This window comes from Altererythrobacter sp. TH136 (genome assembly GCF_007065885.1).
Lineage (GTDB): Bacteria > Pseudomonadota > Alphaproteobacteria > Sphingomonadales > Sphingomonadaceae > Tsuneonella.
In genome coordinates this window covers 1,113,534-1,137,337 of sequence record NZ_CP041409.1, presented here as the reverse complement: position 1 = coordinate 1,137,337, position 23,804 = coordinate 1,113,534, and the positions used below count along the sequence as shown (strand labels likewise).

Annotated in this window: 15 protein-coding genes; 6 read left to right on the top strand and 9 right to left on the bottom strand. The window is 66.4% G+C overall.

Going from position 1 to position 23,804, the window contains the following annotated elements; all coding sequences use genetic code 11:
* Window positions 1–2 precede the first annotated feature (2 nt).
* The 3 genes from C0V74_RS05615 to C0V74_RS05605 are packed head-to-tail and all read right to left on the bottom strand — an operon-like array spanning window position 3 to window position 5,468.
* Window positions 3–305, bottom strand: a complete 303-nt coding sequence (locus C0V74_RS05615; protein ID WP_143250969.1) for a hypothetical protein — start codon at window positions 303–305, stop codon at window positions 3–5.
* Window positions 306–348: 43 nt separating this feature from the next.
* On the bottom strand, window positions 349–3,261 hold the full coding sequence (locus C0V74_RS05610) for a pitrilysin family protein (protein WP_143250968.1): 2,913 nt from the start codon (window positions 3,259–3,261) through the stop codon (window positions 349–351).
* 50 nt (window positions 3,262–3,311) lie between these two features.
* The gene (locus C0V74_RS05605) at window positions 3,312–5,468 is read right to left on the bottom strand and encodes an acylase (RefSeq protein WP_143250967.1); all 2,157 of its coding nucleotides are present in this window, start codon (window positions 5,466–5,468) and stop codon (window positions 3,312–3,314) included.
* Window positions 5,469–5,565: 97 nt separating this feature from the next.
* Here C0V74_RS05605 and C0V74_RS05600 point away from each other — a divergent pair, with 97 nt between their 5' ends.
* Window positions 5,566–6,291, top strand: coding sequence for a 2OG-Fe(II) oxygenase family protein (locus C0V74_RS05600; RefSeq protein ID WP_143250966.1), 726 nt, complete (start codon window positions 5,566–5,568; stop codon window positions 6,289–6,291).
* A gap of 10 nt (window positions 6,292–6,301) precedes the next feature.
* Here the strand turns inward: C0V74_RS05600 and C0V74_RS05595 are convergent, their stop codons facing one another.
* The gene (locus tag C0V74_RS05595; protein ID WP_143250965.1) at window positions 6,302–7,291 is read right to left on the bottom strand and encodes a hypothetical protein; all 990 of its coding nucleotides are present in this window, start codon (window positions 7,289–7,291) and stop codon (window positions 6,302–6,304) included.
* Window positions 7,292–7,465: 174 nt separating this feature from the next.
* On the opposite strand from C0V74_RS05595, the gene clpB reads away from it, so the two are divergent.
* The gene (gene clpB, locus C0V74_RS05590) at window positions 7,466–10,042 is read left to right on the top strand and encodes an ATP-dependent chaperone ClpB (protein ID WP_143250964.1); all 2,577 of its coding nucleotides are present in this window, start codon (window positions 7,466–7,468) and stop codon (window positions 10,040–10,042) included.
* Between the two features lie 104 nt (window positions 10,043–10,146).
* Here clpB and C0V74_RS05585 read toward each other — a convergent pair whose 3' ends face one another.
* Entirely contained in the window at window positions 10,147–13,236 is a 3,090-nt protein-coding gene (locus tag C0V74_RS05585) for a TonB-dependent receptor (protein ID WP_246844976.1), read from the bottom strand.
* A 227-nt stretch (window positions 13,237–13,463) separates the two neighbouring features.
* Window positions 13,464–13,994 carry a hypothetical protein gene (locus C0V74_RS05580; protein ID WP_143250963.1) on the bottom strand — a complete coding sequence of 177 codons (531 nt, stop codon included), beginning with the start codon at window positions 13,992–13,994 and terminating at the stop codon, window positions 13,464–13,466.
* Window positions 13,995–14,212: 218 nt separating this feature from the next.
* On the opposite strand from C0V74_RS05580, the gene C0V74_RS05575 reads away from it, so the two are divergent.
* Complete coding sequence (locus C0V74_RS05575; protein ID WP_143250962.1) at window positions 14,213–17,197, top strand: TonB-dependent receptor; 2,985 nt, start codon at window positions 14,213–14,215, stop codon at window positions 17,195–17,197.
* A gap of 108 nt (window positions 17,198–17,305) precedes the next feature.
* On the opposite strand, the gene C0V74_RS05570 is transcribed toward C0V74_RS05575, so the two are convergent.
* From C0V74_RS05570 to C0V74_RS05560, 3 genes are read right to left on the bottom strand one after another with little or no spacing between them, the layout of a single operon-like run.
* Window positions 17,306–18,220, bottom strand: a complete 915-nt coding sequence (locus C0V74_RS05570; protein ID WP_143250961.1) for a class I SAM-dependent methyltransferase — start codon at window positions 18,218–18,220, stop codon at window positions 17,306–17,308.
* Window positions 18,217–19,899, bottom strand: a complete 1,683-nt coding sequence (locus C0V74_RS05565; protein WP_246844975.1) for a putative 2OG-Fe(II) oxygenase — start codon at window positions 19,897–19,899, stop codon at window positions 18,217–18,219. Before C0V74_RS05565 ends, C0V74_RS05570 begins: the two co-directional genes overlap by 4 nt.
* Window positions 19,900–19,904: 5 nt before the next feature.
* On the bottom strand, window positions 19,905–20,645 hold the full coding sequence (locus tag C0V74_RS05560; protein WP_143250959.1) for a 2OG-Fe(II) oxygenase family protein: 741 nt from the start codon (window positions 20,643–20,645) through the stop codon (window positions 19,905–19,907).
* A gap of 129 nt (window positions 20,646–20,774) precedes the next feature.
* Here C0V74_RS05560 and C0V74_RS05555 point away from each other — a divergent pair, with 129 nt between their 5' ends.
* The 3 genes from C0V74_RS05555 to C0V74_RS05545 all read left to right on the top strand — a co-directional run bounded on the left by C0V74_RS05555 (window position 20,775) and on the right by C0V74_RS05545 (window position 23,803).
* Entirely contained in the window at window positions 20,775–21,947 is a 1,173-nt protein-coding gene (locus C0V74_RS05555; RefSeq protein WP_131624152.1) for an acetyl-CoA C-acetyltransferase, read from the top strand.
* Between the two features lie 24 nt (window positions 21,948–21,971).
* Window positions 21,972–22,754: an SDR family NAD(P)-dependent oxidoreductase gene (locus tag C0V74_RS05550; protein ID WP_131624154.1), complete on the top strand. Its 783-nt coding sequence runs from the start codon at window positions 21,972–21,974 to the stop codon at window positions 22,752–22,754.
* Window positions 22,755–22,930: 176 nt separating this feature from the next.
* Complete coding sequence (locus tag C0V74_RS05545) at window positions 22,931–23,803, top strand: crotonase/enoyl-CoA hydratase family protein (RefSeq protein WP_143250958.1); 873 nt, start codon at window positions 22,931–22,933, stop codon at window positions 23,801–23,803.
* Window position 23,804: the final 1 nt, after the last annotated feature.

Here is a 23,804-nt window from a genome sequence, read left to right as displayed (position 1 = left end):
GCTCAGCCTTGGCGCGTCCCGCTCATCGGCATGGCACCGAAGGCGCCGGCATTGACGCTGCCGGTCAGCTGGTCGCCATCAACGGTGGCGCTGCCTTCCAGCTTCATCGGCATCGGGACAGTCATGTTCATCGTCCAGGTCAGGTTGTTGCCGTCGATCTTGCCGTTTTCGATGTCCATCGAACCCATCGCGCCGGCGTTCTTGCCGGTGAAGGTGCCATCGCCGTTGTCTTCGATGGTGAACACGCTCTTCTGGTCACCCATCGGGGTCTTGGTGATGCAATCGTAGCTGCCGGCAACAGACATGGGCAAATCCTCTGAATGATTGGAAAGGGAATGACTGGAAGGGTTATTCCCCGCTGCTGACATCGGTGTCAACGGGGGCGCCGGTATCGGCTGGCAAGTAAGTGATCGGCAGCTTCAGCTTGGCCAGTTGCGGATCGATCACGTCGCGGTCGCCCACGACCACGATCGTCAGCCCGCCCGCGCCGAGATAATCCCGCGCCGCCTGGTCGATCGCGTTCGTCCGGATGGCGCGATAGGTATCGGGCAACTTGGTGTAATAATCGTCGGGCCGGCCGCGCGCCTGGAGGTCGAGCAGCGCGCGCAGCACCTGGCCGTTGGTCTGGAATCGGTTGGGCAGGCCGCGGATGTTGCCGTCGGTCACGCGGTTGAACTCGTTCGCGTCGACCCCTTTGCCGCCGCCGGCGAACTGGCCGATCACGTCGAGTGCCAGCGCGACCGAATCGCCCGTCCGATCGGCCTGCACTGGCGCCGAGAACGTGAACAACCGCTGCCCTTCAGGTGCGGTCACGCCGGTCCGAACGCCATAGCTCCACCCCTTTTCCTCGCGGATCAGCAGGTTGAGGCGCGACAGGAAACCGCTGCCGAGCACTTCGTTGGCAAGGTCGAGCGATTCCAGGTTGGCGGTCGCACCGGTGACCGGCAGCAGCCGCCCGGCATAGATCACCGACTGCGGCGAGTTCGGGCGGTCGATCACCACCAGCCGGGTTTCGGCCGCCGGGGTGATCAGGGGCAGGTCCTTCTTTGCAGGCGCTTGCTCGCTGCTCGACCAGTTGCCGAACGCCTGGTTGAGCTGGGGCAGAAGCTCGGCCATCGTCACGTCGCCGACCACGGTGATCCGCGCGTTTTCAGGGCGGAGCCAGGCCTGCGCTTCGGCAGTCAGGTCCTCAGGAGTCAGCTTGGCCACCACTGCCGTGGTGCCGAGTGCGCCGACGGTGCCGTATGGGTGCCCTTCGCCATAGACCAGCGGCGCCAGCGCGCGCGATGCCAGCCCCTGCGGAGACGCGAGCTGCTGGGCGATGTCGGCGGCGCGCTGGTTCTTGAGCCGGGCGACGTCATCGGCCCGGAACGCGGGGTTACGCACGATGTCCGCCATCAGTTCGAGCGACGGCGCGAGGTTAGCCGACAGCGCGGTGAGGAACACGTCATCGTAATCGAGCGAGGTGCCGGTGGAGATGTCCGCCCCCAGCCGCTCCTGGTCCTCCGCGATCCGGGTCGCGTCGCGGGTGGTGGTGCCTTCGTCCAGCGCGCTGACCATCAGCGAGTGGGTTCCGGCGCGCGCCAAGCCGTCGGCCGAATAACCCGCGTTGAACCGCAGGTCGACCATCACCTTGGGTACTGCGGTCCGGCGGGCGAGAGCGACCGGGATGCCGTTGGTCAGCGTCGCCCGTTCGATCGCGGGGAAAGTCAGCTCACCCACGTCCTCGACCGGCGGGATCGCGATTGGCGGCGACTTGGCGATCGGCGGGACCGGCTTTTTCGCGTCAGGCTGCGGAGCAGGAACAGTGCCCTCGTCGCCCCAGCCGCCCATGGTGGCGCCATCTTCGGTCCGCTCGCCCGAGACCACCGCTACGGTGAGCGCCGGCCGGCTCAGCCAGCGCTGCAATGCATCCTGAACCTGCCCCGGCGTCAGCGCGGCAATCGCCTCGAGCTGCTTTTTGTAATCCGCCGGATCGTTCGAATAGAGCAGCCCCTCGGCCAAGGTCGCGCCCTTGCCGCCGAACCCGCCCACTTCCTCCAGCGCGCCGATCTGGCCGGACACGATCTTGGTCGCGGCGCGCTGGACTTCGTCCTGCGTGGGTCCGCGCGCGATGAAGTCGGCGATCACCTTGTCGAACGCCGCTTCGGCCGCGGCCCGGTCGGTGCCGGGCTTCACGTCCATGTCCGCCTGCAGAAAGCTCAGCAGTTCCTGCTGCTGGTTGCCGGCAGACACCCGCACCGCCAACTCGTCACCGCGCACCAGCGCGTTGTCGAGCCGCGAACTCGCGAGCCCGCCAAGGATATACATGCCCACCGCCAGCGCCGGAGCGTCGGCATGGTTGATGCCGGGACCGGTCCAGGCGCGGGTGACCCGGGTGACCGGAACCTGGTCGGTCATCTCCCGCCTGACCGGCGCGGCGGGGCCGACCACCGGCGCATCGACCGGCTTGACCTCGGGACCGCGGGGAATGGCGCCGAACCACTTTTCCACCTTGGCCCGCGCGGTCGCGAGATCGATGTCGCCCGCCAGCGCCAGCACCACGTTGTTGGGCGCGTAGTGATCGCGGAACCAGTTGCGCACATCGGTCAGGTTGGCGGCATCCAGATCGGCCATCGAGCCGATCGTCGAATGGCGGTACGGGTGGCCGACCGGCAGCAGCCCGTCACCGATCGCGTACTCGACCAGGCCATAAGGCTGGTTGTCGCCCTGCCGCTTCTCGTTCTTGACCACGCTCCGCTGCTTGTCGAGCTTGTCCTGGGTGACCGCGCCCAGCAGGTGGCCCATTCGGTCCGCCTCCATCATCAGCGCCCGATCGAGCGCGCCGGTCGGCACCGTTTCCACGTAATTGGTCCGGTCATACCAGGTTGAACCATTTGTGCTGGTCGAACCGACCGCTTCGAGCGGGACATCGAAGCTTTCGACGTTCTCGCTGCCGCCGAACATCAGGTGTTCGAACAGGTGCGCAAAGCCGGTGCGTCCGCGCGGTTCGTTCTTCGATCCCACGCGGTAGTACAGCGTGACCCCCACCACCGGAGTCTTGCGGTCGGTGTGGACCAGCGTGGTCAGCCCGTTGGCGAGCGTGAAGCTGTCGTAGGGAATCGACACTTCCTCGACCAGCGCGCTCAAGGGAGCGGCAGCCGGCGCGGTGGCCTGCGCCGCCGCGACCGGAGCCGAACTTGCCGATTGCGGAGCAGGGGCAGCAGCGCAGGCGGTGAGCGCAAGCGCCAGCACGCTGGTGGAAGCGAAACGAAAATGCATGACAGTCCCCGGAGCAGTATCGGCAAGCGGTGTGAACCGCCTGCCTAAGGTCACTTTGCCGGGTGTGTCACCACCTTTCGACTAACGGCATTCGCCAGCGCATCGGCGCGGGTGAAGTGCACCGGTTTCAGCTTGTGCTGCACGAACAACGGCGCCTGGTCGGTGAAGTGAACGCTGCCCGGCCGGGTGGTCGCGGCGCCAAACGGCTGGATCGACTGGCTCGCCACCGGCTTCCCCGGCGCCCATTCGACGAACATCACGTAGCTGTCGCCGTGCTTCACCTTGAGCCGGCCGTCGGGTTCGACGTCCCACAGGGTGGAGGCGCGCAAGGTGTCGCTACCTCCGTCGAGCGGCAGGTCGACCGTATGGCGACCGGGTCCGCGGCGCAGGCGCAGAATGTCCTGCAACGGCGGGTCGAGCCGGCCAAAATGCGTCATCAGGTGGTCGGCGGCGTCCGCCAGCAGCGTCTTCGCCGGGCGGAGCGGCTTGCCGGAGTAGCTGTCGCCCATCGCGGGCCGCATGATCAGCAGCGCCAGCGCATCGGCCCGGCCCGCCCCGTCGGAGGTCAGGTCCCAGCCCGCCAAAATCCGCTGCGCCTTGGCGAGCGTCGGCTCGTCTCGCAGATCGAGCGCGGCGATCCCGTCGAGCACCTGCTTGACGTAGCCCGCCCGTTCCCAGCCGGTGTCGTACTTGATCCGCTCCAGCCGCTCGCGCCCGATCGGACCAGCTTCGTCAAGCAGCTTTTCGGCGCGGTATGCGCGGTTCGTCATGCGCAGCTCGACGCCCATCTCGGGCGGCGCGCTCGCGGGATCGAGGTTGCTCGACTTGCCGGCCGCGACAAACGGCGTGTTGTTGGCGTTGAACACGAAGCCGGAGGCGGGGTTCAGGTAGTGCGGCAAGCTGTCGTACGGCACCAGACGTTGCCAGATGACATCGCTGCGGTCGCCGGGCAGCACGCCGCGCCAGTTCGGCCCCCGCTGCCGCTGCGGGATCGCGGCGTTATACCAGTAGGCGATGTTGCCCGCCTTGTCGGCGTAGATGAAGTTGGTCGAAGGCACCGCCTGACGCGCCAGGATGGATTGCCACTCGGCAAAGGTCTTCGCCTTGTTCAGATCATAGTAGGCGTCGAGCGTGGCCAGCGAATCCATCCCGCCATAGCGGAAGGCGAACGCACCCTTGTCGTTCATGATCACGGGGCCGTGCACGCTGCGATAGACCTTCTGAGTCACCGGAAGGACCAGCGGGCCGAAGCGCACCGGAAGGCGCACGGTGGTCTCCTGCAGCGGCAGCCACTTGCCATCGAGCCGGTAGCGCGTCTTGCTGTCGTCGAGCACCAGCTGGTACACGTCCACCATGTCGGGCTCGTTGACCGTATTGGTCCAGCCCAGGTCCTCGTTATGGCCCAGGAACGGGAACGGGCTGCCGGGAAAGTTCGCGCCGGCATAGTGCCAGCCTTCGCCGCTCTCCACGACCAGCTCGTACCACGCGACGCCGCCTTCCCACGGCTGGTGGCTGTTCGACACCAGCCGGGTGGTGCCGTCGTCCGAGCGGCCCGGTGCGATGGCGAAAGCGTTCGACCCGAGGTGCTCGGCCGCCTCGCGGTTCGGTAGCGGGGTATTCAGCGCCGGGCCGGGATCGGGCAGCAGAGTCTCGCCCGCGACCAGCGGGCCGACGGTGTTGTTGAGGCCGAAGAAGAACGGCTGGCGCAGGGCGAAACCGGTGGCGACGTCCTCTCCGTTGACGGGGAACAGGTTGCCGAGCCGAACCTCGCCCGGATGCGCGGCGGCATAATCGTTGAGGCCGACCGCATAGGCATCGAGCAGCGCCCGCGTACCGGGCTTGAGCTTGTCGTAATTCCGCCGCACCGTCCCGCGTGCATCGAGCAGCGCCAGCACGTAATCGAACTTCGCGCCGTCCTCGCCCGCCAGGGCGCCATAGCGGCCGCGGGTCATTGCCACCACGTCCTGCAGCGTGCGGAAATCGTCTTCGGCGTGCGCCAGCGCCACGCCGTATGCGACGTCCGCGTCGGTCTTGCCGTAGATGTGGGGCACACCCCATTCATCGCGCACGATTTCGGCTTGGTAAGCGCGCGGGGCAGGGGCCTTGGCTGAACGTGCGGCGAGCGGTTCCCACACCATCAGCCCGATGAGCACGACCATCAGCAGTAACGCCGCCGCCACTGCCGCCCGCACACCCCACTTGCGCATCAGAATACCTCTCCCGTCGCGCGAGCCATAGTCGCCAGGCAATGAGTTGCAACCGCGCACTTGACCATCCCGGCAGCGCTCGGCACCCCCACGCGCCATGTCCTCGTTCGAGCTTGATCCCCGCCATGACGCAGACGAACTGGCCGCCCGCTTCGCGCGGGACGGCAGGGTGACGATCGACGGTCTGATCCAGCCGGATCAAGCGCTGGCGCTGCACCGCCAGTTGCGCGCGCGCGACGACTGGCGGCAGGTCATCATCACCGGCGAAAAGTTGGTCGAACTGGATCGCGCCACCCGTGCAGGCCTGACCCGGGAGCAGCAGGACGCGCTCGATCAAGCGGTCTACGCCGGCGCGCGCACCGGTTTCCAGGCGCGTTACGAAGCCATTCGCGTGCCCGATGCGGAGCGGGATCGCGCCGCCAGCGACGATCCGCTTGCCGGTCTGGCCGCATGGCTTTCGGCAGGCAACACGCGCGACTTCCTCCGCACCGTGACCGGAGAGCCTGACATCGCCTTCGCCGACGCCCAGGGCACCGCGTATTCACCCGGAGACTTCCTCACCGGACATGACGACGCGGTCGAAGGCAAGCATCGCGTCGCTGCTTATGTATTCGGGCTCACCCCCACCTGGAGGATCGAGTGGGGCGGACTGCTGATGTTCCATGAGGCGAAGGGAACCATGGGGACCTTCATCGCGCCCGGGTTCAACCAGCTCAACCTGTTCCGGGTCGGTCAACAGCACAGCGTGTCGGAAGTGACGCGCGCGGCTGCGTATCGCCGCTACTCGGTCACCGGATGGCTCCGGCGTTCCGCGGCGGGCTAGCGCTTAACCGCTAAAGCGACCCGCCGGCGCGCTCCAGCCATTCGAGCGCGGCGTCGAACCGGGCGCCGTGATGCGCTTCGATTGCCGCGTCCTCGACCGCGCGCTCCTTGGGCGCGTAGCCGGCGGACGGGTCCTTGGCGTGATGCGGGACCGCAGGGACGGCGGCGTCGCGATGGCGCGGTGGAAGGTCCAATACGCGCGTCACTCTGGCGAGGACCGCTTCACGGTCGCTCAGCAACTCTGCAAAGTTGACCTTGACGTCTGCCGGCCACCGGTTGGCTGTGATCGCGCTGTCGAACAATGCTTCCTGTTGCGCGTGGAGCACGGCGCACGCCCGGGCCGCCTGATCGAGCGGATCGGCGCTGCTGCGGATGGCGGATGCCAGCAGGTCATGAAAACTCGCACTGAGCGACGCGACTTCGCCCGCGAGCCGCATGCAGAATTCGATCCGCGCGCGTCCCCCGCGAAAGATCGCCCCCAGATATGCGCGCCGCTCCATCGACACGAACACGGCGCGCACGGGGCGCTCGGGCGGGCACAGGTCAGCCACGATCAGGTTCACCCAATTGGTGGGCTTCACCACCACGACCCCGCCTTCCTGGGCGCAGGCACCCAGCCAGTCGAGCGCGTGGTCGATGGCCGCCTGGAGCGGTGCCGCTGCCGAGCCGCTGCGAAGCGCCTCGCGCTGGCTGGCGATGTCCGCCAGGCACTGCGGCTCCTTCAACGCGAGAATGTGACGCCCGTTGTCAAGGAGGCGCGCCAGCAGGGTCGAACCGCAAAAACCGACGTGGAAGATAAACCGCGAAGCCGCTTGCTCGCCGCGGTGAGGCAGGTGCAGCGGCTGCAGCGTTTCGGACGACCAGAACCTCTCGCGGCCATCGAGAAAGCTCGCCTGCCGCAGACGTGCGGAGGTGGTGCCGACCATCACGGCGTCGCCGCGAACACCGTCGAGCCGATGCAGGAAAGCGATCTCTCGTTCAGCCGCGGCGCTGGTTGTCATCTATCCGCACTAGCGGGCAGACCGGTCGCGATCCAGCACGTCTGGACCGTTCGCGCATTGCGTTCTGCCGCCTTGCTTGCACCGGCGCGTAAAGCCCGACATCTTTATCCGGGGCGGTCTTGAGTTGCAAATTGGCAACACCACCTAAGCGTCGAAGGACGAGGGAATCTGAAGATGAATATGGAACAGTTCACCGATCGCGCGAAGGGCTTCATCCAGAGCGCGCAGACCGTTGCCATCCGCATGAGCCACCAGCGGATCACGCCCGAGCATCTCGCCAAGGCCTTGCTGGAGGATAGCGAAGGCATGGCCGCGGGCCTGATCACGCGGGCGGGCGGCAATCCGGCGGCGGCGGTGCAGGGGATCGACGCGGCGCTCGGCAAGATCGCCGCCGTCTCGGGCGGCGGCGCGCAGGCGACGCCTGGTCTCGACAACGATGCGGTGCGCGTGCTCGACCAGGCGGAGCAGCTGGCCAGCAAAAGCGGCGACAGCTATGTGACGGTTGAGCGCATGCTGCTGGCGCTGGTCCTGGCCAGCACGACCGCTGCCGGCCAGGCGCTCAAGGCGGCGGGGGTGACCGCGCAGTCGCTGGAAGCTGCCATCACCGATTTGCGCGGCGGCCGGCAGGCACATTCCTCCAGCGCGGAGGAAAGCTATGATGCGCTGAGCAAGTATGCGCGCAACCTCACCGAAGTGGCGAAGTCCGGCAAGCTCGATCCGGTGATCGGGCGCGACGAGGAAATCCGCCGTACGGTGCAGATCCTCGCCCGCCGGACCAAGAACAACCCGGTGCTCATCGGCGAGCCGGGCGTCGGCAAGACCGCTATCGCTGAGGGTCTCGCGCTGCGTATCGCCAACGGCGACGTTCCCGACAGCCTGAAAGACCGGAAGCTGATGGCGCTCGACATGGGCAGCCTGATCGCTGGGGCCAAATACCGCGGGGAATTCGAGGAGCGGCTGAAAGCCGTCCTCGACGAAGTGAAAGGGGCCGAAGGCGACATCATCCTGTTCATCGACGAAATGCACACCCTGATCGGGGCAGGCAAATCCGAAGGCGCGATGGATGCCGGCAACCTGCTAAAGCCCGCGCTCGCGCGCGGCGAACTGCATTGCATCGGCGCGACGACGCTCGACGAGTATCAGAAGTACGTCGAGAAGGACGCCGCTCTCCAGCGCCGGTTCCAGCCGGTGTTCGTCGGTGAACCCACGGTCGAGGACACGATCAGCATCCTGCGCGGACTAAAGGACCGGTACGAACTGCACCACGGGGTGCGCATCACCGATGGGGCGATCGTGGCTGCCGCGACGCTGTCCAACCGCTACATCTCCGACCGTTTCCTGCCTGACAAGGCGATCGACCTGATGGACGAAGCCGCTAGCCGCATCCGCATGGAAGTGGAGAGCAAACCGGAAGAGATCGAAACGCTCGACCGGCGCATCATCCAGCTCAAGATCGAGGAAATGGCGCTGGGTCGGGAGAACGACCAGGCTTCCAAGGACCGTCTCGCCGCGCTGCGCGAGGAGCTCGGCAACCTGGAGCAGCAATCGAGCGAGCTGACCACCCGCTGGCAGAACGAGCGCGACAAGATCGCGGCTGAGGGCAAGATCAAGGAAGCGCTGGACGCGGCCCGGATCGAGCTGGAGCAGGCGCAGCGCGAAGGCGATCTCGCGAAGGCGGGAGAGCTGTCGTATGGCCGCATCCCCCAGCTGGAGAAGCAGCTGGCCGATGCGGAAGGCCAGGCGAGCAACGCCCTGCTGCGCGAGGAGGTCACCGCCGACGACATCGCCGGGGTGGTCAGCCGCTGGACCGGCGTGCCCGTCGACAAGATGCTGGAGGGCGAGCGCGAAAAGCTGCTGGCGATGGAATCGGTCATCGGCCAGCGCGTGATTGGTCAGGAGCAGGCGGTGCAGGCCGTGTCCAAGGCCGTGCGGCGCGCGCGCGCCGGGCTGCAGGACCCGGGGCGGCCGTTGGGGAGCTTCCTGTTCCTCGGCCCGACCGGCGTCGGCAAGACCGAACTGACCAAGGCGCTCGCCGGGTTCCTGTTCGACGACGACAGCGCGATGGTCCGCATCGACATGTCGGAATTCATGGAGAAGCACGCGGTCGCCCGGCTGATCGGTGCGCCTCCCGGTTACGTGGGATATGAAGAGGGCGGGGTGCTGACCGAGGCGGTCCGCCGGCGGCCATATCAGGTGGTGCTGTTCGACGAGGTCGAGAAGGCGCACTCCGATGTCTTCAACATCCTGCTGCAGGTGCTCGACGATGGCCGGCTGACCGATGGGCAGAGCCGGGTGGTCGATTTTTCGAACACGTTGATCATCCTCACCTCGAACCTCGGCAGCCAATACCTCACCCAGATCGAGGAAGGGCAGGGCGTCGAAAGCGTGGAGCCGCAGGTGATGGACGTCGTGCGGGCGCACTTCCGTCCCGAGTTCCTCAACCGGTTGGACGAGATCGTCCTGTTCCACCGGCTGGGCCAGGAACACATGGCGCCGATCGTGGAAATCCAGGTGGCGCGGGTTCAGAAGCTCCTCAAGGATCGCAAGATCACGCTCGACCTGACCGACGCGGCCAAGCGGTGGCTGGGGCGGGTGGGGTATGACCCGGTGTACGGCGCACGGCCATTGAAGCGCGCGGTGCAGCGGTACCTGCAGGACCCGCTGGCGGAAAAGATCCTCGCCGGCGAAGTGCCCGACGGCAGCACGGTCGCGCTCGATGAAGGCGACGGTGGTCTGTCGATGACGGTGTAATCAACGCTCCAGCCGCGGCGCATCTTTCTCCACTTCGCGCCATAGGCCAAAAAAAAGGCCCCCGGTTCTCCGGGGGCCTTTTCTCTAGGCGTTGGACGTAGACCTTAGAACTTGAAGTTCGTGTTCACGAACCACTGGCGGCCCGTGTAGTCGTAGCCCGAGTACAGCGGCGCGTTGCCGATCAGCGTGTAGTAGCTGGTAAGGCGCGGCGGATCCTTGTCGAACAGGTTACGCACGCCGAGCGTCAGCTCGAAGTTGTCCATCACATCGAACTGCACCGAAGCGGTGTGCAGGAAGTAATCCGGCGCTTCGATCAGGTACTGCTCGTTAAGGATGTCGACGTTGGTCTGGTTAACTTCGCCAGTGGTGCGGTTGGTCTGATTGAGCACCGCGGTGCCACTGCTGCTGTCGAACCACGACACGCCGTAGCGCAAGGTCACCGGACCAGTGCGATACGAGATGTCACCGTTGGCGACCCAATCCGGCACGTTCAGGGTACCGTTCGCGTCCAGCAGGATTTCCTCAGGGAAGATCCGGTCGGACTGCTCGGTGTACCGCGTCGCGCTGGCATTCAGCGTCAGGCGTCCACCTGCCACTTCGGTTGCGAACCGGCCGGTGAATTCAAAACCCTTCACTACGTCTTCTGACAGGTTCACGAAACCGCTGGTGACCGTCAGCGCCTGGTTCGCATCGCGAGTGACGAAGCGGCAGAAGCCAGTGGTCGGGCTGAAGTCATTCGCGTTGTAGCAACGGTTGAGGATCGTCGTTCCCGTCAGCGAAGAAACACCGTTCGACACCTTGATGTCGAAATAATCCAGCGCCAGCGCCAGGGTCGTCGTGGACGAGATGCGGGGCTGAGCCACCACACCGACAGACCAGTTACGCGACGTTTCTGCCGACAGACCCGTCTCCGCACCGCCCCGGGTGAACGACGTGATGCCATTGTTCTGCTGGAAGGTCGCGACGTTGATCCCGACTGCAGCACAGTTGGCAGCACGTTGCTGTTGAGCCTGCGAGTATGCCGCCGGGTTCGGAGCACCGTTCAGCAGCGGGAAGTTATCCGCATCGCAGGGATCGTTCGCAGCAGCGATGAAGCCGCTGGTCGAGCCCAGGAACTGCTCGGCAAGGGCAGGGGCACGATACGACGTGCCGTAGCTGCCACGGATGCCGAAGCCGCGGAAGAACTCCCATTCGCCGGCGATCTTGTACGTCGTGTCGCTGCCGTACGAGGCGTAGTCGGTGTAGCGGAGCGAGGCGTTCAGGTTGACGTTGTGGAAGAACGGACGGTCAGCCATCAGCGGAATGAAGATTTCGCCAAACACTTCCTTGACGTTGTCCGTACCGCGCGTGGGCGTGCCGGCGGTCAGGCCGAGCAGGTTCCCGCGGATCGAGTTTTCGTCCGGAGTGTCGTCGATTTCCTGCTTACGATATTCTGCACCGAGCGCCAGCTGCACCTCGCCAGCCGGAAGGCTGAAGAGCGGGCCGTCGATGTTGAACACCGCCGTGGATTCACGGAATTTCGTCGTGCCGATGGTGTTCACGAGGATGTAGTCGCGGAACGCCTGCGGCAACTGGCCGCCGATCACAGCAGCGCTAAGCGCGGGTGCCGCTACGCAGCTCGGGTTCGATGCCTGGCTGCGGCAGCTGAACGTGCCGTTCGCGTTCTGGACAACGTCGGTGGCGAAGGCGACGCGATCGACCAGGAACGATTCGATCTCGTAGGTGCCGTCAGTCCACGACTTGCCCACATAGGCATCATAGCGCCAGCCGGGGATGAAGAAGTCACCCCGGATACCGCCGCCTGCACGGACGTAGTCGACTTCCTGAGAGGAGTCGGTCAGGCCGAAGCCGATGAACGCACGAGCGGCGATCTGCTGTCCGCTGGTGGTGTTCGTCGCGTTGGCGAACAGGCCGTTACGGAACTGAAGCGGAAGCAGCGGGCTGCCGCGCAAGTAGTCCAGCGAAAACTGCCGGTAGAGCAGCGAAGAGGACTTGCGCCGAGTTGCCAAGACTTCCGCATACACTTCGGCACCGCCGAGCATGTCGAGATCGTAGCTGCCCGACAGGAAGCCCGTGTAGGTCTCGACCGGGGTAATCAGCTCTTCTTCCTGGCTCGCCGGATCGAACGAGTCACGGTCGTAGAGGCCGACGCCAAGGAAGCCGGCAGTGTTGCCGACGCCTTGACCAGGAGCCGGAACGAAGCGGTTGAAGTTGCCAAGGGTGCCCGAAGTCCGGCCGATACCAGCCTGTGTTGGGATGCCCAGCGTGTTGATCGTCACACCGCCGTTGTCGATGGTGAAGCAGTTGCGCGGATCGCCCAGCGGGAACGGATCGTCCGACCCGATCGGCGAATCCGCATCCAGGCGGAAGCCCGGGATCGGGCAGCTGGTGAAGTCACGGTCGTTCAGACGCAGCGCGTCGCGCTTGCGCCATTCGAGCGAGCCGATGATGTCGAGCCGATCGTCGCCGAACCCGAACGTGGCGGCCACGCGGCGATCGACGCCGGCGCCGACTTCAGGAACGTTGACCTGCGCATCGAGCGTCAGGCCGCGGGTCTTCGCGTCGGTGATGATGTTGACCACGCCCGCGACGGCGTCCGAGCCGTACACCGACGATGCGCCGGCCTTGAGCACTTCGATCCGCTCGATGATGGCGGTCGGCAGGACGTTGAGGTCGGCCGCGAGAACGTTGCCGCGCGTACCGGCGGGCGCCAGGCGGCGGCCGTTCAGCAGGATCAGCGTACGGGCCGGGCCCAGGTTGCGCAGGCCCAGCGTGTTGGCGCCGGTGCCGCCAGCGGTCACGAAGCCGCCGTAGAAGTTGTTGATCTGGCCAGCGCCGGCGGTCACTTCGCCGCTCTGCAGGGCGTCGGCCGCGCTGTTGAAGCCACCCTGGGTGATTTCTTCGGCGGTGACGACGGTGATCGGCTCGATGGTCGAGAACTCGTCGCGGCGAATGCGCGAACCGGTGACGACGATCGCGCCCGAAGTCTCAGCAGTCGAGCTGCCGTCGGCGCTGCTCAGCGTCTCGATCGGATCGCACACACCGTCGGTGTTTTCGTCGGGGCAGTCAGGTGCCTCGGTCGCGGTCGTGCTCTGCGCATAGGCAGGGGTGGCAAAAGCAGCCAGCGAGAGAGCAGCGATGCCGGCGCCTGCCAACATTCCGCTCTTGCCGCTGAGCGCGGTGAACTTGATCATGGTTTAGTCGTCCCCAGAATTTGCCGACGCGACCCGCCGGCGACACGATTAGATGCGACGCGCACTGATCCGCCACACGGGCGGACGTTTGCGATCTGGCCGAATGACCCCCGCGTCGCGGTGCCGCAACCGGAAAGCTACAGCTCGGTTGCACTCGGGCAATTGTTGTTGCGCGGTTGCAACACTTGAGTGGGCCGGCGTGGTTGAGATCGTTCCGCCGGGCCCGGCTAGTCGATGCGCTTGCCCTTGACGCCCATTTGCCCGCCGATGCGGATGAAATAGCTCCCCATCGCTGCCCGTTTGAAGACCACCGCATCGCCGGAACGGGCTTCCCGCAGCCGCGAGGGGACGTTGGTGACCTGCCAGGTCGCGCCTTCCTTGGTGCGGAACACGAAGGAATCACCCCCGGTGTAGCGGACGCTGATAATAGTGGTTTCCAGCATGTCCATGTCGGGTTCGTCACTGCCACCACCGAACAGTCCCAGATCGGGCAGCGAGAACCCGAACAGTCCGCGGCGGGTGCGCTGGATCTCTTCCTTGTCGACCACTCTCAAGACGCCGGCGTCCGCCGCGCTGACGATGTCCTTGGCGGCGGTGTCGTAGCACGCCAGGCGCGCCGCCGGATCGGCCTGGTTCTGGCAGGCGCGCAGGGCGGCGAAGTGATCCTGGGTCGATGCTTGCGCGGCAACGCCGGTCCCCGCGACCGCAGCAGACAGCACAAGGACGGCGCGCAGCGCGGCGACAGTGGAGAGGCGCATGGAGCGGTGTATCCCGGGTGTTGGTGTGATGCGCGAGAATGGCACAGTTTTTCGCGCCTCGCCAACTGTCACGCGATTGCCACAGTCCGCTTCATTACGCGCGGCAGAACCACCGAGTGGATTGCGAAAGGTTGGTTTGGCCCACTACAGGCCCCGGGTCGGTGTAATGCCGAACGAGATACCGCGGCTCTAGGACCCGCGTGAAAAAGGGGATGAATATGTCCAATCGTCAGAACAAGGCGGTGCTCATGGTCGGTACGATCATGGCGTCGCTCGCAGTCGTCAGCCCGGCCTACGCGCAGTCGGACAGCCAACCGCAAGAAAACCCGGTCGGCACCGACATCGACGCCGACGCCGGCACCGGCGGTGAAGCGATCGTCGTCACCGGTTCGCGCATTCAGCGCCGCGACCTTACCTCGACCAGCCCGCTTGCCACCGTGCAGGACGAAGAGTTCAAGCTGTCGGGTTCGGTCAACGTCGAGCAGGTGATCAACACCCTGCCGCAGGTCGTTCCGGGCGCTACCTCGTTCTCGAACAACCCGGGCGGCGGCGTCGCAACCCTTAACCTTCGCGGCATCGGCACCGCCCGCACCCTCGTGCTGGTCAACGGCCGCCGCTACGTGTCGTTCGATCCGCAGCAAATCGTCGACCTCAACACCATTCCGCAGTTCCTGCTCGACAGCGTCGACGTGGTGACCGGCGGTGCTTCGGCCGTGTACGGTTCGGACGCGCTCGCAGGCGTCGTCAACTTCCGCCTGAAGCAGGACCTCAGCGGCATCGAAGCCGGCGGCCAGTACAGCATCACCGATCGCGGTGATGGTGCGCGCTACCAGGGTTTCGTGGCAATCGGTGCCAACACGGGCGACGGACGCGGCAACGTTACCGCCTATGCCGAATACTTCCGCCGCAAGTCGGTCTTCCAGGGCGCGCGCCAGTTCTCGCGCTTCGCGCTGGGTGACGATGGCACCGTTCTGTCGCCGGCCGGTTCGCCGACCACTCCGCAGGGCCGCATTTCGGTTGCTCCGACCTCGGTCGTGGGCGTCGACCCCGATGGCGCCGGTCCGCTGACCGCACCGACGCTTACGCGCGGCGTGGGCGCTTTCGCGACCGATTTCGGCGCGAACTTCGGCTCGCCGGGCGTGTCGGACGTGTTCGATTTCCCGGGCGATCTCTACAACTACGCCCCGGCCAACTACCTGCAGGTTCCGCAGGAGCGTTACTCGATCGGCGGCTACGGCCACTACGACATCACGGACAACATGACCGCGTTCGTCGAAGCGACCTTCGTCAACAACCGGGTGGCCAACGAACTGGCCGCGACCCCGGTTGGCGGCACCTTCAACGTCAACCTCGCCAACTCGCAGGCGTATCTGTCGGCGGCCGATTTTGCCCGTCTGCAGCAGATCGACGCCAACGAAACCGCGATCAACGCCGCTCGTGCTGCCAATGGCCTTGCGCCGCTGTTCGGTCCTGCGGCCACCGGTGGCCTCGACGCCCGTCTGCCCGGCATCGTGCAGCTGAGCATCAGCCGCCGTATCCTGGAAACCGGTTCGCGCAACACGCTCGACGAGCGTAACGCGTTCCGCGTGCTCGCCGGTGTTCGTGGCGGCGCGTTCGCCGACTGGACCTACGAAGCGTATTACAGCTACGCCCGTACCCGGAACGCCAATATCCAGGCCGGCAACATCTCGAGCTCGGCTTACCGCCGCGCGGTCGAGAACGGCACGATCAACATCTTCGGTGCGGGCACGCTCGACCAGGCGGATGTGGATTCGATCTCGATCCTCGCTCAGAACGGTGAAATCTCCACGCTGCAGGTCGCTTCGGCCTCGCTCGCGGGGACCCTCGGCAACTTCGGCTGGGGTGCAGAGGACATCGGCCTCGCGATCGGTACCGAGTACCGCAAGGTCGCCGCGCAGTTCATTCCCGACACGGCGCTGTCTTCGGGTGACGTGGTCGGCTTCAACGCCGGCGACCCCACCGCGGGCAGCTACAACGTGAAGGAAGTGTTCGGCGAAATCCGCGTTCCGCTGATCGCCGACAAGCCGTTCTTCTACCGTCTCGACCTGAACGGCGCTGCCCGTTACTCCGACTACTCGCTCGAAGCGGTGGGTGGCACCTGGACGTACGCTGGCGGCATCGAGTTCGCTCCGGTTCCGGACATCACCTTCTGCGCTCAGTACCAGCGCGCGGTTCGTGCTCCGAACGTGGGCGAGCTGTTCGGCGGCCAGTCCAACGGCTTCCCGGGCGCGACCGATCCCTGCTCGCTCGCTTCGGCAGCGACCAATGCCACCATTAACGCGCTCTGCCAGGCGACCGGTGTACCCGCTGGCCTGGTCGGCAATGCAGGCCTCCAGCCCGCATCGCAGATCCAGGGCCTGTTCGGCGGCAACCCGGACCTCGAGGAAGAAACCTCGGACACCTACACCGCCGGTGTGGTCATCCGTCCGTCGTTCATTCCGCGCCTGAACATCTCGGTCGACTACTTCAACATCACGGTCGACAACTACATCTCGACCCTCGGTGGCGGCCTGAACGGCACCCTGGATCTCTGCTATAACGTGATCCAGGACATCAACAGCGTCTACTGCCAGGCGATCGCCAATGGCGGACGTAACCCGGCCAACGGCCAGATCGGCGACGGCGACTTCCTGCCGCTGATCGGCAACGCCAACGTCGCCAAGGTCGAAACCCAGGGCGTCGACTTGCAGGTCGATTACAGCATGCCGCTGTCGTTCGGGATGTTCGGTGAAGAGTCGAAGGTGAACTTCTTCTTCCTCGGCACCTACACCAAGGACTTCAAGTTCTACGCGGTGCAGGATCTGGACGACTTCACGCAATGCGCCGGGCGCTTCGGCCAGCTGGTCTGCGGCAACCCGCAGCCCAAGTACAAGTGGTCGAGCCGCCTGAGCTGGATCGATGGCCCGCTGACCACCAGCCTGCGCTGGCGTCACCTGGGTTCGGTCCGCGACGACGACGTCTCGACGGACTACGTGGTTGAGCGTCTGAAGTCGTACAACCTCATCGACTTGTCGCTGGGCTTCGACATCACCGAGCAGTTCAGCCTGTCGATGGGTGTGAACAACCTGTTCGACAAGCAGCCGCAGCTGATCGGCGACAACCAGGAGCAGGCGAACACTTACCCGGGTGTCTACGACGTGCTCGGCCGCGACTACTTCGTTTCGGTCAACCTGAAGTTCTGATCGAACCGACGCTTAAACGAAAAGGGGGCGGCACCAGCGATGGTGCCGCCCTTTTTCGTGTCCTATTCGATACGATCCGTACCGTGGGACCAGCCGGAAATGGGAAGGCTAGTCCAGGCGCCCGATCAGCCTGAAATCGGCGAACGCCGACGTGCCGCGGCGGTCGTCGAGCGGGTGGCGCTCCCGCTGCCGAAACCCGGCCGCGTTTAGCGCAGCCGACAAGGCGGTCTCGTCTGCGATCTTCGCACACGCGGCTTCCAGCGCGGTCAACCGTCCGATCTCGCCCATGGCTCTGTCTTCGATCTCCCGGACCGCCGCCGCGACATCGATCGCGGGACCGGCCTGTCCGCGCTCCATTGTCAGCCGAATGGCCTCCGCGATCTCCCACGCCGCCGATCGGGCACCGAACAATTCGGCACCGCACTGCGGCGCATCGCGAATGGCGGCAGGCGGATAGGGCTGTCCGGCAGCGCGTTGATCGAGCGCCCGGCGCGCCAGCGAGGGAAGCTCGACCTCGAACAGCGCCCACTCGATCCCCTGCCGCCGTCGGAGGTTCTGCGCGAAGATCGGACCATCGCTGCGATGAGTTACTAGGCCGATCACGCCGTTACCGGTGAGGACGCGGGCGAACTCCGCTGCGGTTGCGGCCAGATCGCCATATTCGAATGCGAACTGTCCGACGATCGCATCGAAGGCGCCAGCGGCGGCCGGCAGCCGCTCCATCGCCACCCCTCCGCGCGACCGAGTGCCGGCGGGCGGCGGGGGAAGCTCTTGCGCAAGGTCGATGCCTTCCAGCCGCAGGTCGGCGCGCTCCGCCAGCATCCAGCCCATCACCCGGCCGTCCCCGGTGCCGATGTCGAGCACGCGGGCGCGAGCTGGCAAAGATTGCGCGAATTGCCGCCAAACGCTCGACAGGACCTCAGCCAAGCCTCCGCCTGCCGGCAGGCAACCGGGCTTGCCGGACGGCGCCGCACTGCCGCGCCAGAACGCGTTCCACGCGACGGAGTGCGTCCCGGTCGTCAAGCAGTTGCCCCCCCGGTGTGGACATCGAACGCCACGGTCATCCGTCTTCCGCCGGAGAATGGCCGCGTGCCGTGAAACAGCGTACTGGGGAACAGCGCGAGATCGCCAGGAACGGGGCGGATCACATGCAAGGGCGGCAGGTCGAGGCGGAGGTCCGCGGCGGGACGCCCGACTTCGAGCCAGCCGGCTTCCGGATCTTGGTCCAGCGCAGGTGGCGGAATTTCGGCGTACAGCGCCGAGGAGAGGATACCGAAAGGGTGAATGTGCGCGGTGTGGTGATCCCCGCCGCCTGCTAGCCGGACGGACCAGGATCCGGCGATTCGCCAGGGGGCGTCGCGGTGCCGGAGCAGCGGGTGGGCTGCATCGGCGGCGGGCAGCTGGGCGCGATAGTCCTCCAGCGTCGCATCGATGGTATCGGCCAGCCGGACGAACGGCTGCTCCATGCGGTCGAACAACCCACCTCGGGTCTGGGTGCCGCCACGGAGCGACTGACCGAGCGGCGGAGCGGCGGCGTCGTGCAGTTGATGGAGCAGCGCGGTGACCTCCTCGCGCAATTCGGTCCAGCCATGAAGCGGCAGCATGGCGACCAGACCGGGCTGCTCGTGAAGCCAGCCAGCGCGCGGATCGTCCAGCAGGCGCCACGCGACCCCAAGCAGAGCCCAGGCGGTGACATTCGCGTGGTCGGCTTCGCGCACCCGGTTGAGCAATCGGACGGCTGCGTCGGGCTGCCCCACCCGCAGCCGGTGGCGCGCTTCCAGCAAGTCGCGTTCTGTGCTCCGCAGCGGCAGCTCGCGCCAGATCAGCTCCGCCCGCGCGTCATCACCGGCGGCGCCGGCGTGCTGGGCTTCCAGCATCGCAAACTCGGGGATCGCCGGGAACCGCGTGCGCGCCGCCGCGGCGCGATCTGCGGCGGCGCCAAAGCGGTCGAGCGCGCCCAGCGCCTCGACATGCGCAGCTGCGATTGCGGGATCTCCGGGCAGGGCCGCTTCGGCCGCGGCGAAGGGACGGGTGCAGTCGGGATCGCCGGCTTTCAGCAACAGAGCCGTTTCGAACCGCAAGGCATCGATCCATCCCGGCATCTGCGCTGTCAGGGCAGCGGCGACCTCGGCCGCTTCGGCAAACCGGGCATCCGCTTCGAGCGCCTGCGCCTTGCCGAGCCACCGTTCGCGGTCGCCGGGTTGCGCCGCGATCGCCCGCTCGAATTGCTCGACCGCATCCGGCTCCGCTCGCTCCAGCGCCACCCGGGCGCGTCCCAGGGTGGCGCGGGCGTGGCCCGGCTCCGCCGCCAGCGCCGCATCATACCAGCGCGCGGCTTCCGCCCGCTGGCCAAGCGCGAGCGCGCGCGCCGCCCTGACGGAACAATACCGCGCATCGCGCGCGCCGGCGGCGGCATGGTGCACCAACGCGTCGATCGCGGCTTGGTCGCGTCCGCACCGGCCCAGCGCGATGGCATGGTTGATCGCGTATTCGAGCGATGCCGGATCGGCGTCGACCGCGCGGCCGAACGCGGCGGCGGCATCTTCCACCTGCCCTGCGCGCATCGCGGCGTTGCCCGCGCTGTTCCACAGCGGCGCGTCGGAGCCTCGCTGGCGGGCGGCGGCTTCGAGCAACCGGAAGGCTTGCAAGGGATCGCCGGCGGCGGCGGCAGCGCCCGCCTGTCGGCGCGCTTCGTCTGCCAAGCCGGTCACCGGTCGCGAAGCCAGCCGGTGATTGCCAGCCGCCCGAGCGGCGCGAACGGCGGAACATAGCTGACCAGATGGCTCTGCGGGACGGCAAACAGGTTAAGCGCGTTGAACCGGGGGCGAAACCCCTCGACCACGTCGCCTTCATCGTCGAGAAACAACAGGTAGCCGCCCCAGTCGGGATGCCAGTCCTGCGGTGCGAAATTGAGGACGTAGGCGATCCGCCAGCCTTCCGCGACGTGGCTGTCGATATGGCGGCCGAGGTAATGATTGGGCGCGTACAGCGTCGCTTGCCCATCGGCCTTCACCAGGCTGTCGATGCCCGTCACATCGCGCGCCAGCTGCAGAAAGTCGGGTGCGTTGAGGTATTCCAGCAGCAGTTCGTGCGGGCCGTCCGGTTCCCACCGGTTCTGCAGCGCATCGACCATCGGATAGTGCGCAAAGCGGAAGCCATAGTCGCCGCGCGCCGAGGCGGCGTGCGCGGCGAGCGCCGCCTTGTTCGCGCGCTCCCCGCCGCCCGGCGCGGCGAGTTCGTGCGCACGCAGGCTGACAGGCGGCGTCGCCTCGCCATCGCCGCCCCGCGTCGCCAGTCCCCACCGGGTTCTGCGGCGCAGGATGCCGGCCACTTCTTCCGCCGTTTCCGGCGTCAGGACGTCGCGCACCTGCACCCGGCCGCGCTCCGCGAAGCGCCGCGCGCAAGCCGCTCGATCAAGCGCGGGATTGATCTCGAACAGCTTTTTCATTGCGGGATCACAGGTTGGTCCAAGGCTGGTCTTTTGGCGCTGGGCAGGATGCTTGGCAAGCGACCGGGTCGAGGCTTGACCTGCGCGAAACTTCCCATAGGTCGGTTGCCAATCGATACGGAGATCAACATGACCACTGCCTACATCGTCGATGCCGTGCGCACCGCCGGCGGTCGCCGCGGCGGCAAGCTCGCCGGCGTTCACCCCGTGGACCTCGCCGCCGCTTCGCTTGATGCGCTGGTCAGCCGCACGGGGATCGACCCGTCGCGCGTGGACGACGTCGTCATGGGCTGCGTGACGCAGGCGGGCGAGCAGTCGATGCAGGTCGGCCGCCACGCCGTGCTCGCGTCCAAACTGTTGCCACAATCGACACCTGCGGTGACGATCGACCGCCAGTGCGGATCGTCCCAGCAGGCGATCCAGTTCGCAGCACAAGCGGTGATGAGCGGGACGCAGGACGCGGTGATCGCGGCCGGCATCGAAAGCATGAGCCGGGTGCCCATGGGCACCAGCGCGACCTTTCACATGAAGGAAGGGATGGGGCACTACAAATCGCCCGGCCTCGAGGCGAAGTTCCCCGGCATCATGTGGTCGCAGTTCGCCGGGGCCGAGATGATCGCCGACAAGTACGGTTTTTCCAAGGAAGACCTCGACCGCTTCGCTTACGAAAGCCACCGCAAGGCAATCGCCGCGACGGAAAGCGGCGCGTTCCAGCGCGAGATCGTGCCGATCACCATCCAGACGCCCGACGGAGAGGCGCAGCACACGACCGATGAGGGCATCCGCTTTGACGCGACGCCCGAAAGCATCGCCGGGGTGAAGCTGCTCAAGGAAGGCGGCAAGCTGACCGCGGCGACGTCCAGCCAGATCTGTGATGGATCGAGCGCGGCGCTGATCGTATCCGAGGCCGCGCTGAAGGAACTCGGCCTCACGCCCCGCGCGCGCATCCACACGCTGACCGTGACCGCCGGCGATCCGGTGATCATGCTGGAAGAGCCGCTGTTCGCGACCGACAAGGCGCTGAAGCGCGCCGGGCTGACGATCGGTGACATCGACCTCTACGAGGTGAACGAGGCGTTCGCATCGGTCCCGCTCGCGTGGCTCAAGCACACCGGTGCTGATCCGGACAAGCTGAACGTCAACGGCGGCGCGATCGCGCTCGGCCACCCGCTCGGCGCCAGCGGTACCAAGCTGATGGCGACCCTGCTCAACGCGCTTCAGGCGCGCGGCAAGAAGTACGGCCTGCAGACGATGTGCGAAGGCGGCGGCGTCGCCAACGTGACCATCATCGAAGCGGTCTGAGTTTCATTCAATCGGGAGAGTTACATGATAGTCGATAGCAACACCGCCGCCGTCGTGACCGGCGGCGCATCCGGCCTTGGCGCGGCCACCGCGCGCGCGCTCGCGGCCAAGGGCGCGAAGGTCGCGATCTTCGACCTGCAGGCGGAGAAGGGCGAGGAAGTCGCCCGTGAGATCGGCGGCGTGTTCTGCGAAGTGAACGTGACCGACGACGCTTCGGTGGATGCAGGGTTCGAGAAGGCGCGCGCCGCGCACGGGCAGGAACGGATCCTGGTCAACTGCGCGGGCACCGGCAACGCGATCAAGACCGCCAGCCGGTCCAAGACCGATGGCAGCATCAAGCATTTCCCGCTCGATGCGTTCAACTGGATCATCCAGATCAACCTCGTCGGCACGTTCCGCTGCATCGCCAAGTCGGCCGCCGGGATGCTGACGCTGGAGCCGCAGGAAGATGGCGAGCGCGGCGCGATCGTCAACACCGCGTCGGTCGCGGCCGAGGACGGCCAGATCGGCCAGGCGGCCTATTCGGCGTCGAAGGGCGGGGTGGTCGGCATGACGCTCCCCATCGCCCGCGATCTGATGAGCGAAGGTATCCGCGTGAACACCATCCTGCCGGGCATCTTCAACACGCCGCTGATGAACGCGGCGCCGCAGCAGGTGAAGGATGCGCTGGCCGCCAGCGTGCCGTTCCCCAAGCGTCTCGGCAACGCGGAAGAGTACGCGATGCTGGCCATGACCATGATCGAGTGCGGTTACTTCAACGGCGAGGATGTCCGCCTCGACGGCGGGATCCGCATGGCCCCGCGTTGATCGGGATGGCGCTGCGGCGCTTTCCTACATGACCCCGGTCGCGCTAGACCCGCACCGATGACCATTTGCCGGCGCCTCCTCCTCGCATTGACCCGCGAGATGGGAGGCGCCGGTTTTTCTTGTCCTGAACAGTGTGACACGTGTGACACTTTCACCAGCCAGAGAGAGGCCCGCGCATGACCAACGCCACGCAGATCACGTATGAAGTGCAAGGGCCCGCGGCGATCATCACGCTGAACCGCCCGGAAAAGATGAACGCCTTCACCCGCACGATGATGGACGAGATCATCGCCGCAATGGACGAAGCCGACGCCGACGACCGGGTCCGCGCAGTGGTGTTCACCGGGAGCGGGGAACGAGCGTTCTGCGCCGGCGCGGACTTGACGCCGGAGGGTGGGGGCCATGTGTTCTCCGATCCGCAGCCGGTCGAGGACCTGTCGGACGAGCGCGTGCGCGACGGTGGCGGGCGGCTGACGCTGCGCCTGTTCGACAGCAAGAAACCGCTGATCTCCGCCTGCAACGGCGTGGCGGTGGGCGTGGGCATCACGATGCAGCTGCCGATGGACATCCGCCTTGCGTCCGACAACGCGCGCTATGGCTTCGTCTTCGCGCGGCGCGGGATCGTGCCCGAAGCGGCCTCCAGCTGGTTCCTGCCGCGGATCGTCGGAACGCCCACCGCGCTCGAATGGTGCATGACCGGCCGGCTGTTCGATGCGCAGGAAGCACTGACGAAAGGGCTGGTGCGATCGGTTCACGCCCAAGGCGAACTGATGGACGCCGCGCTGGCCCTGGTGGGCGAGATCGCCGACAACACCTCGGCGGTGTCGGTGGCAATGACCCGCGCGATGCTGTGGCGCCTGCCCGCCACCGAACACCCGATGATGGCGCACCGGATCGACAGCCGCGCGATCTATCGCCTCAGCCGCAGCGCCGATGCGCGCGAGGGGATCGACAGTTTCCTCGAAAAGCGCGCGCCGAATTATCCGGACACGGTCAGCGGCGACATGCCGGACTTCTATCCCTGGTGGGAGCAGCCCGGATACGCGTGAC

Bases quoted from the DNA above. Each gene is read 5' to 3' on its own strand.
- C0V74_RS05600 (WP_143250966.1), top strand. From the start codon at position 5,566: ATGTCCTCGTTCGAGCTTGATCCCCGCCATGACGCAGACGAACTGGCC.
- clpB (WP_143250964.1), top strand. From the start codon at position 7,466: ATGAATATGGAACAGTTCACCGATCGCGCGAAGGGCTTCATCCAGAGC.
- C0V74_RS05555 (WP_131624152.1), top strand. From the start codon at position 20,775: ATGACCACTGCCTACATCGTCGATGCCGTGCGCACCGCCGGCGGTCGC.
- C0V74_RS05550 (WP_131624154.1), top strand. From the start codon at position 21,972: ATGATAGTCGATAGCAACACCGCCGCCGTCGTGACCGGCGGCGCATCC.
- C0V74_RS05595 (WP_143250965.1), bottom strand. From the start codon at position 7,291: ATGACAACCAGCGCCGCGGCTGAACGAGAGATCGCTTTCCTGCATCGG.
- C0V74_RS05580 (WP_143250963.1), bottom strand. From the start codon at position 13,994: ATGCGCCTCTCCACTGTCGCCGCGCTGCGCGCCGTCCTTGTGCTGTCT.
- C0V74_RS05615 (WP_143250969.1), bottom strand. From the start codon at position 305: ATGTCTGTTGCCGGCAGCTACGATTGCATCACCAAGACCCCGATGGGT.
- C0V74_RS05545 (WP_143250958.1), top strand. From the start codon at position 22,931: ATGACCAACGCCACGCAGATCACGTATGAAGTGCAAGGGCCCGCGGCG.
- C0V74_RS05605 (WP_143250967.1), bottom strand. From the start codon at position 5,468: ATGCGCAAGTGGGGTGTGCGGGCGGCAGTGGCGGCGGCGTTACTGCTG.
- C0V74_RS05585 (WP_246844976.1), bottom strand. From the start codon at position 13,236: ATGATCAAGTTCACCGCGCTCAGCGGCAAGAGCGGAATGTTGGCAGGC.
- C0V74_RS05560 (WP_143250959.1), bottom strand. From the start codon at position 20,645: ATGAAAAAGCTGTTCGAGATCAATCCCGCGCTTGATCGAGCGGCTTGC.
- C0V74_RS05610 (WP_143250968.1), bottom strand. From the start codon at position 3,261: ATGCATTTTCGTTTCGCTTCCACCAGCGTGCTGGCGCTTGCGCTCACC.
- C0V74_RS05575 (WP_143250962.1), top strand. From the start codon at position 14,213: ATGTCCAATCGTCAGAACAAGGCGGTGCTCATGGTCGGTACGATCATG.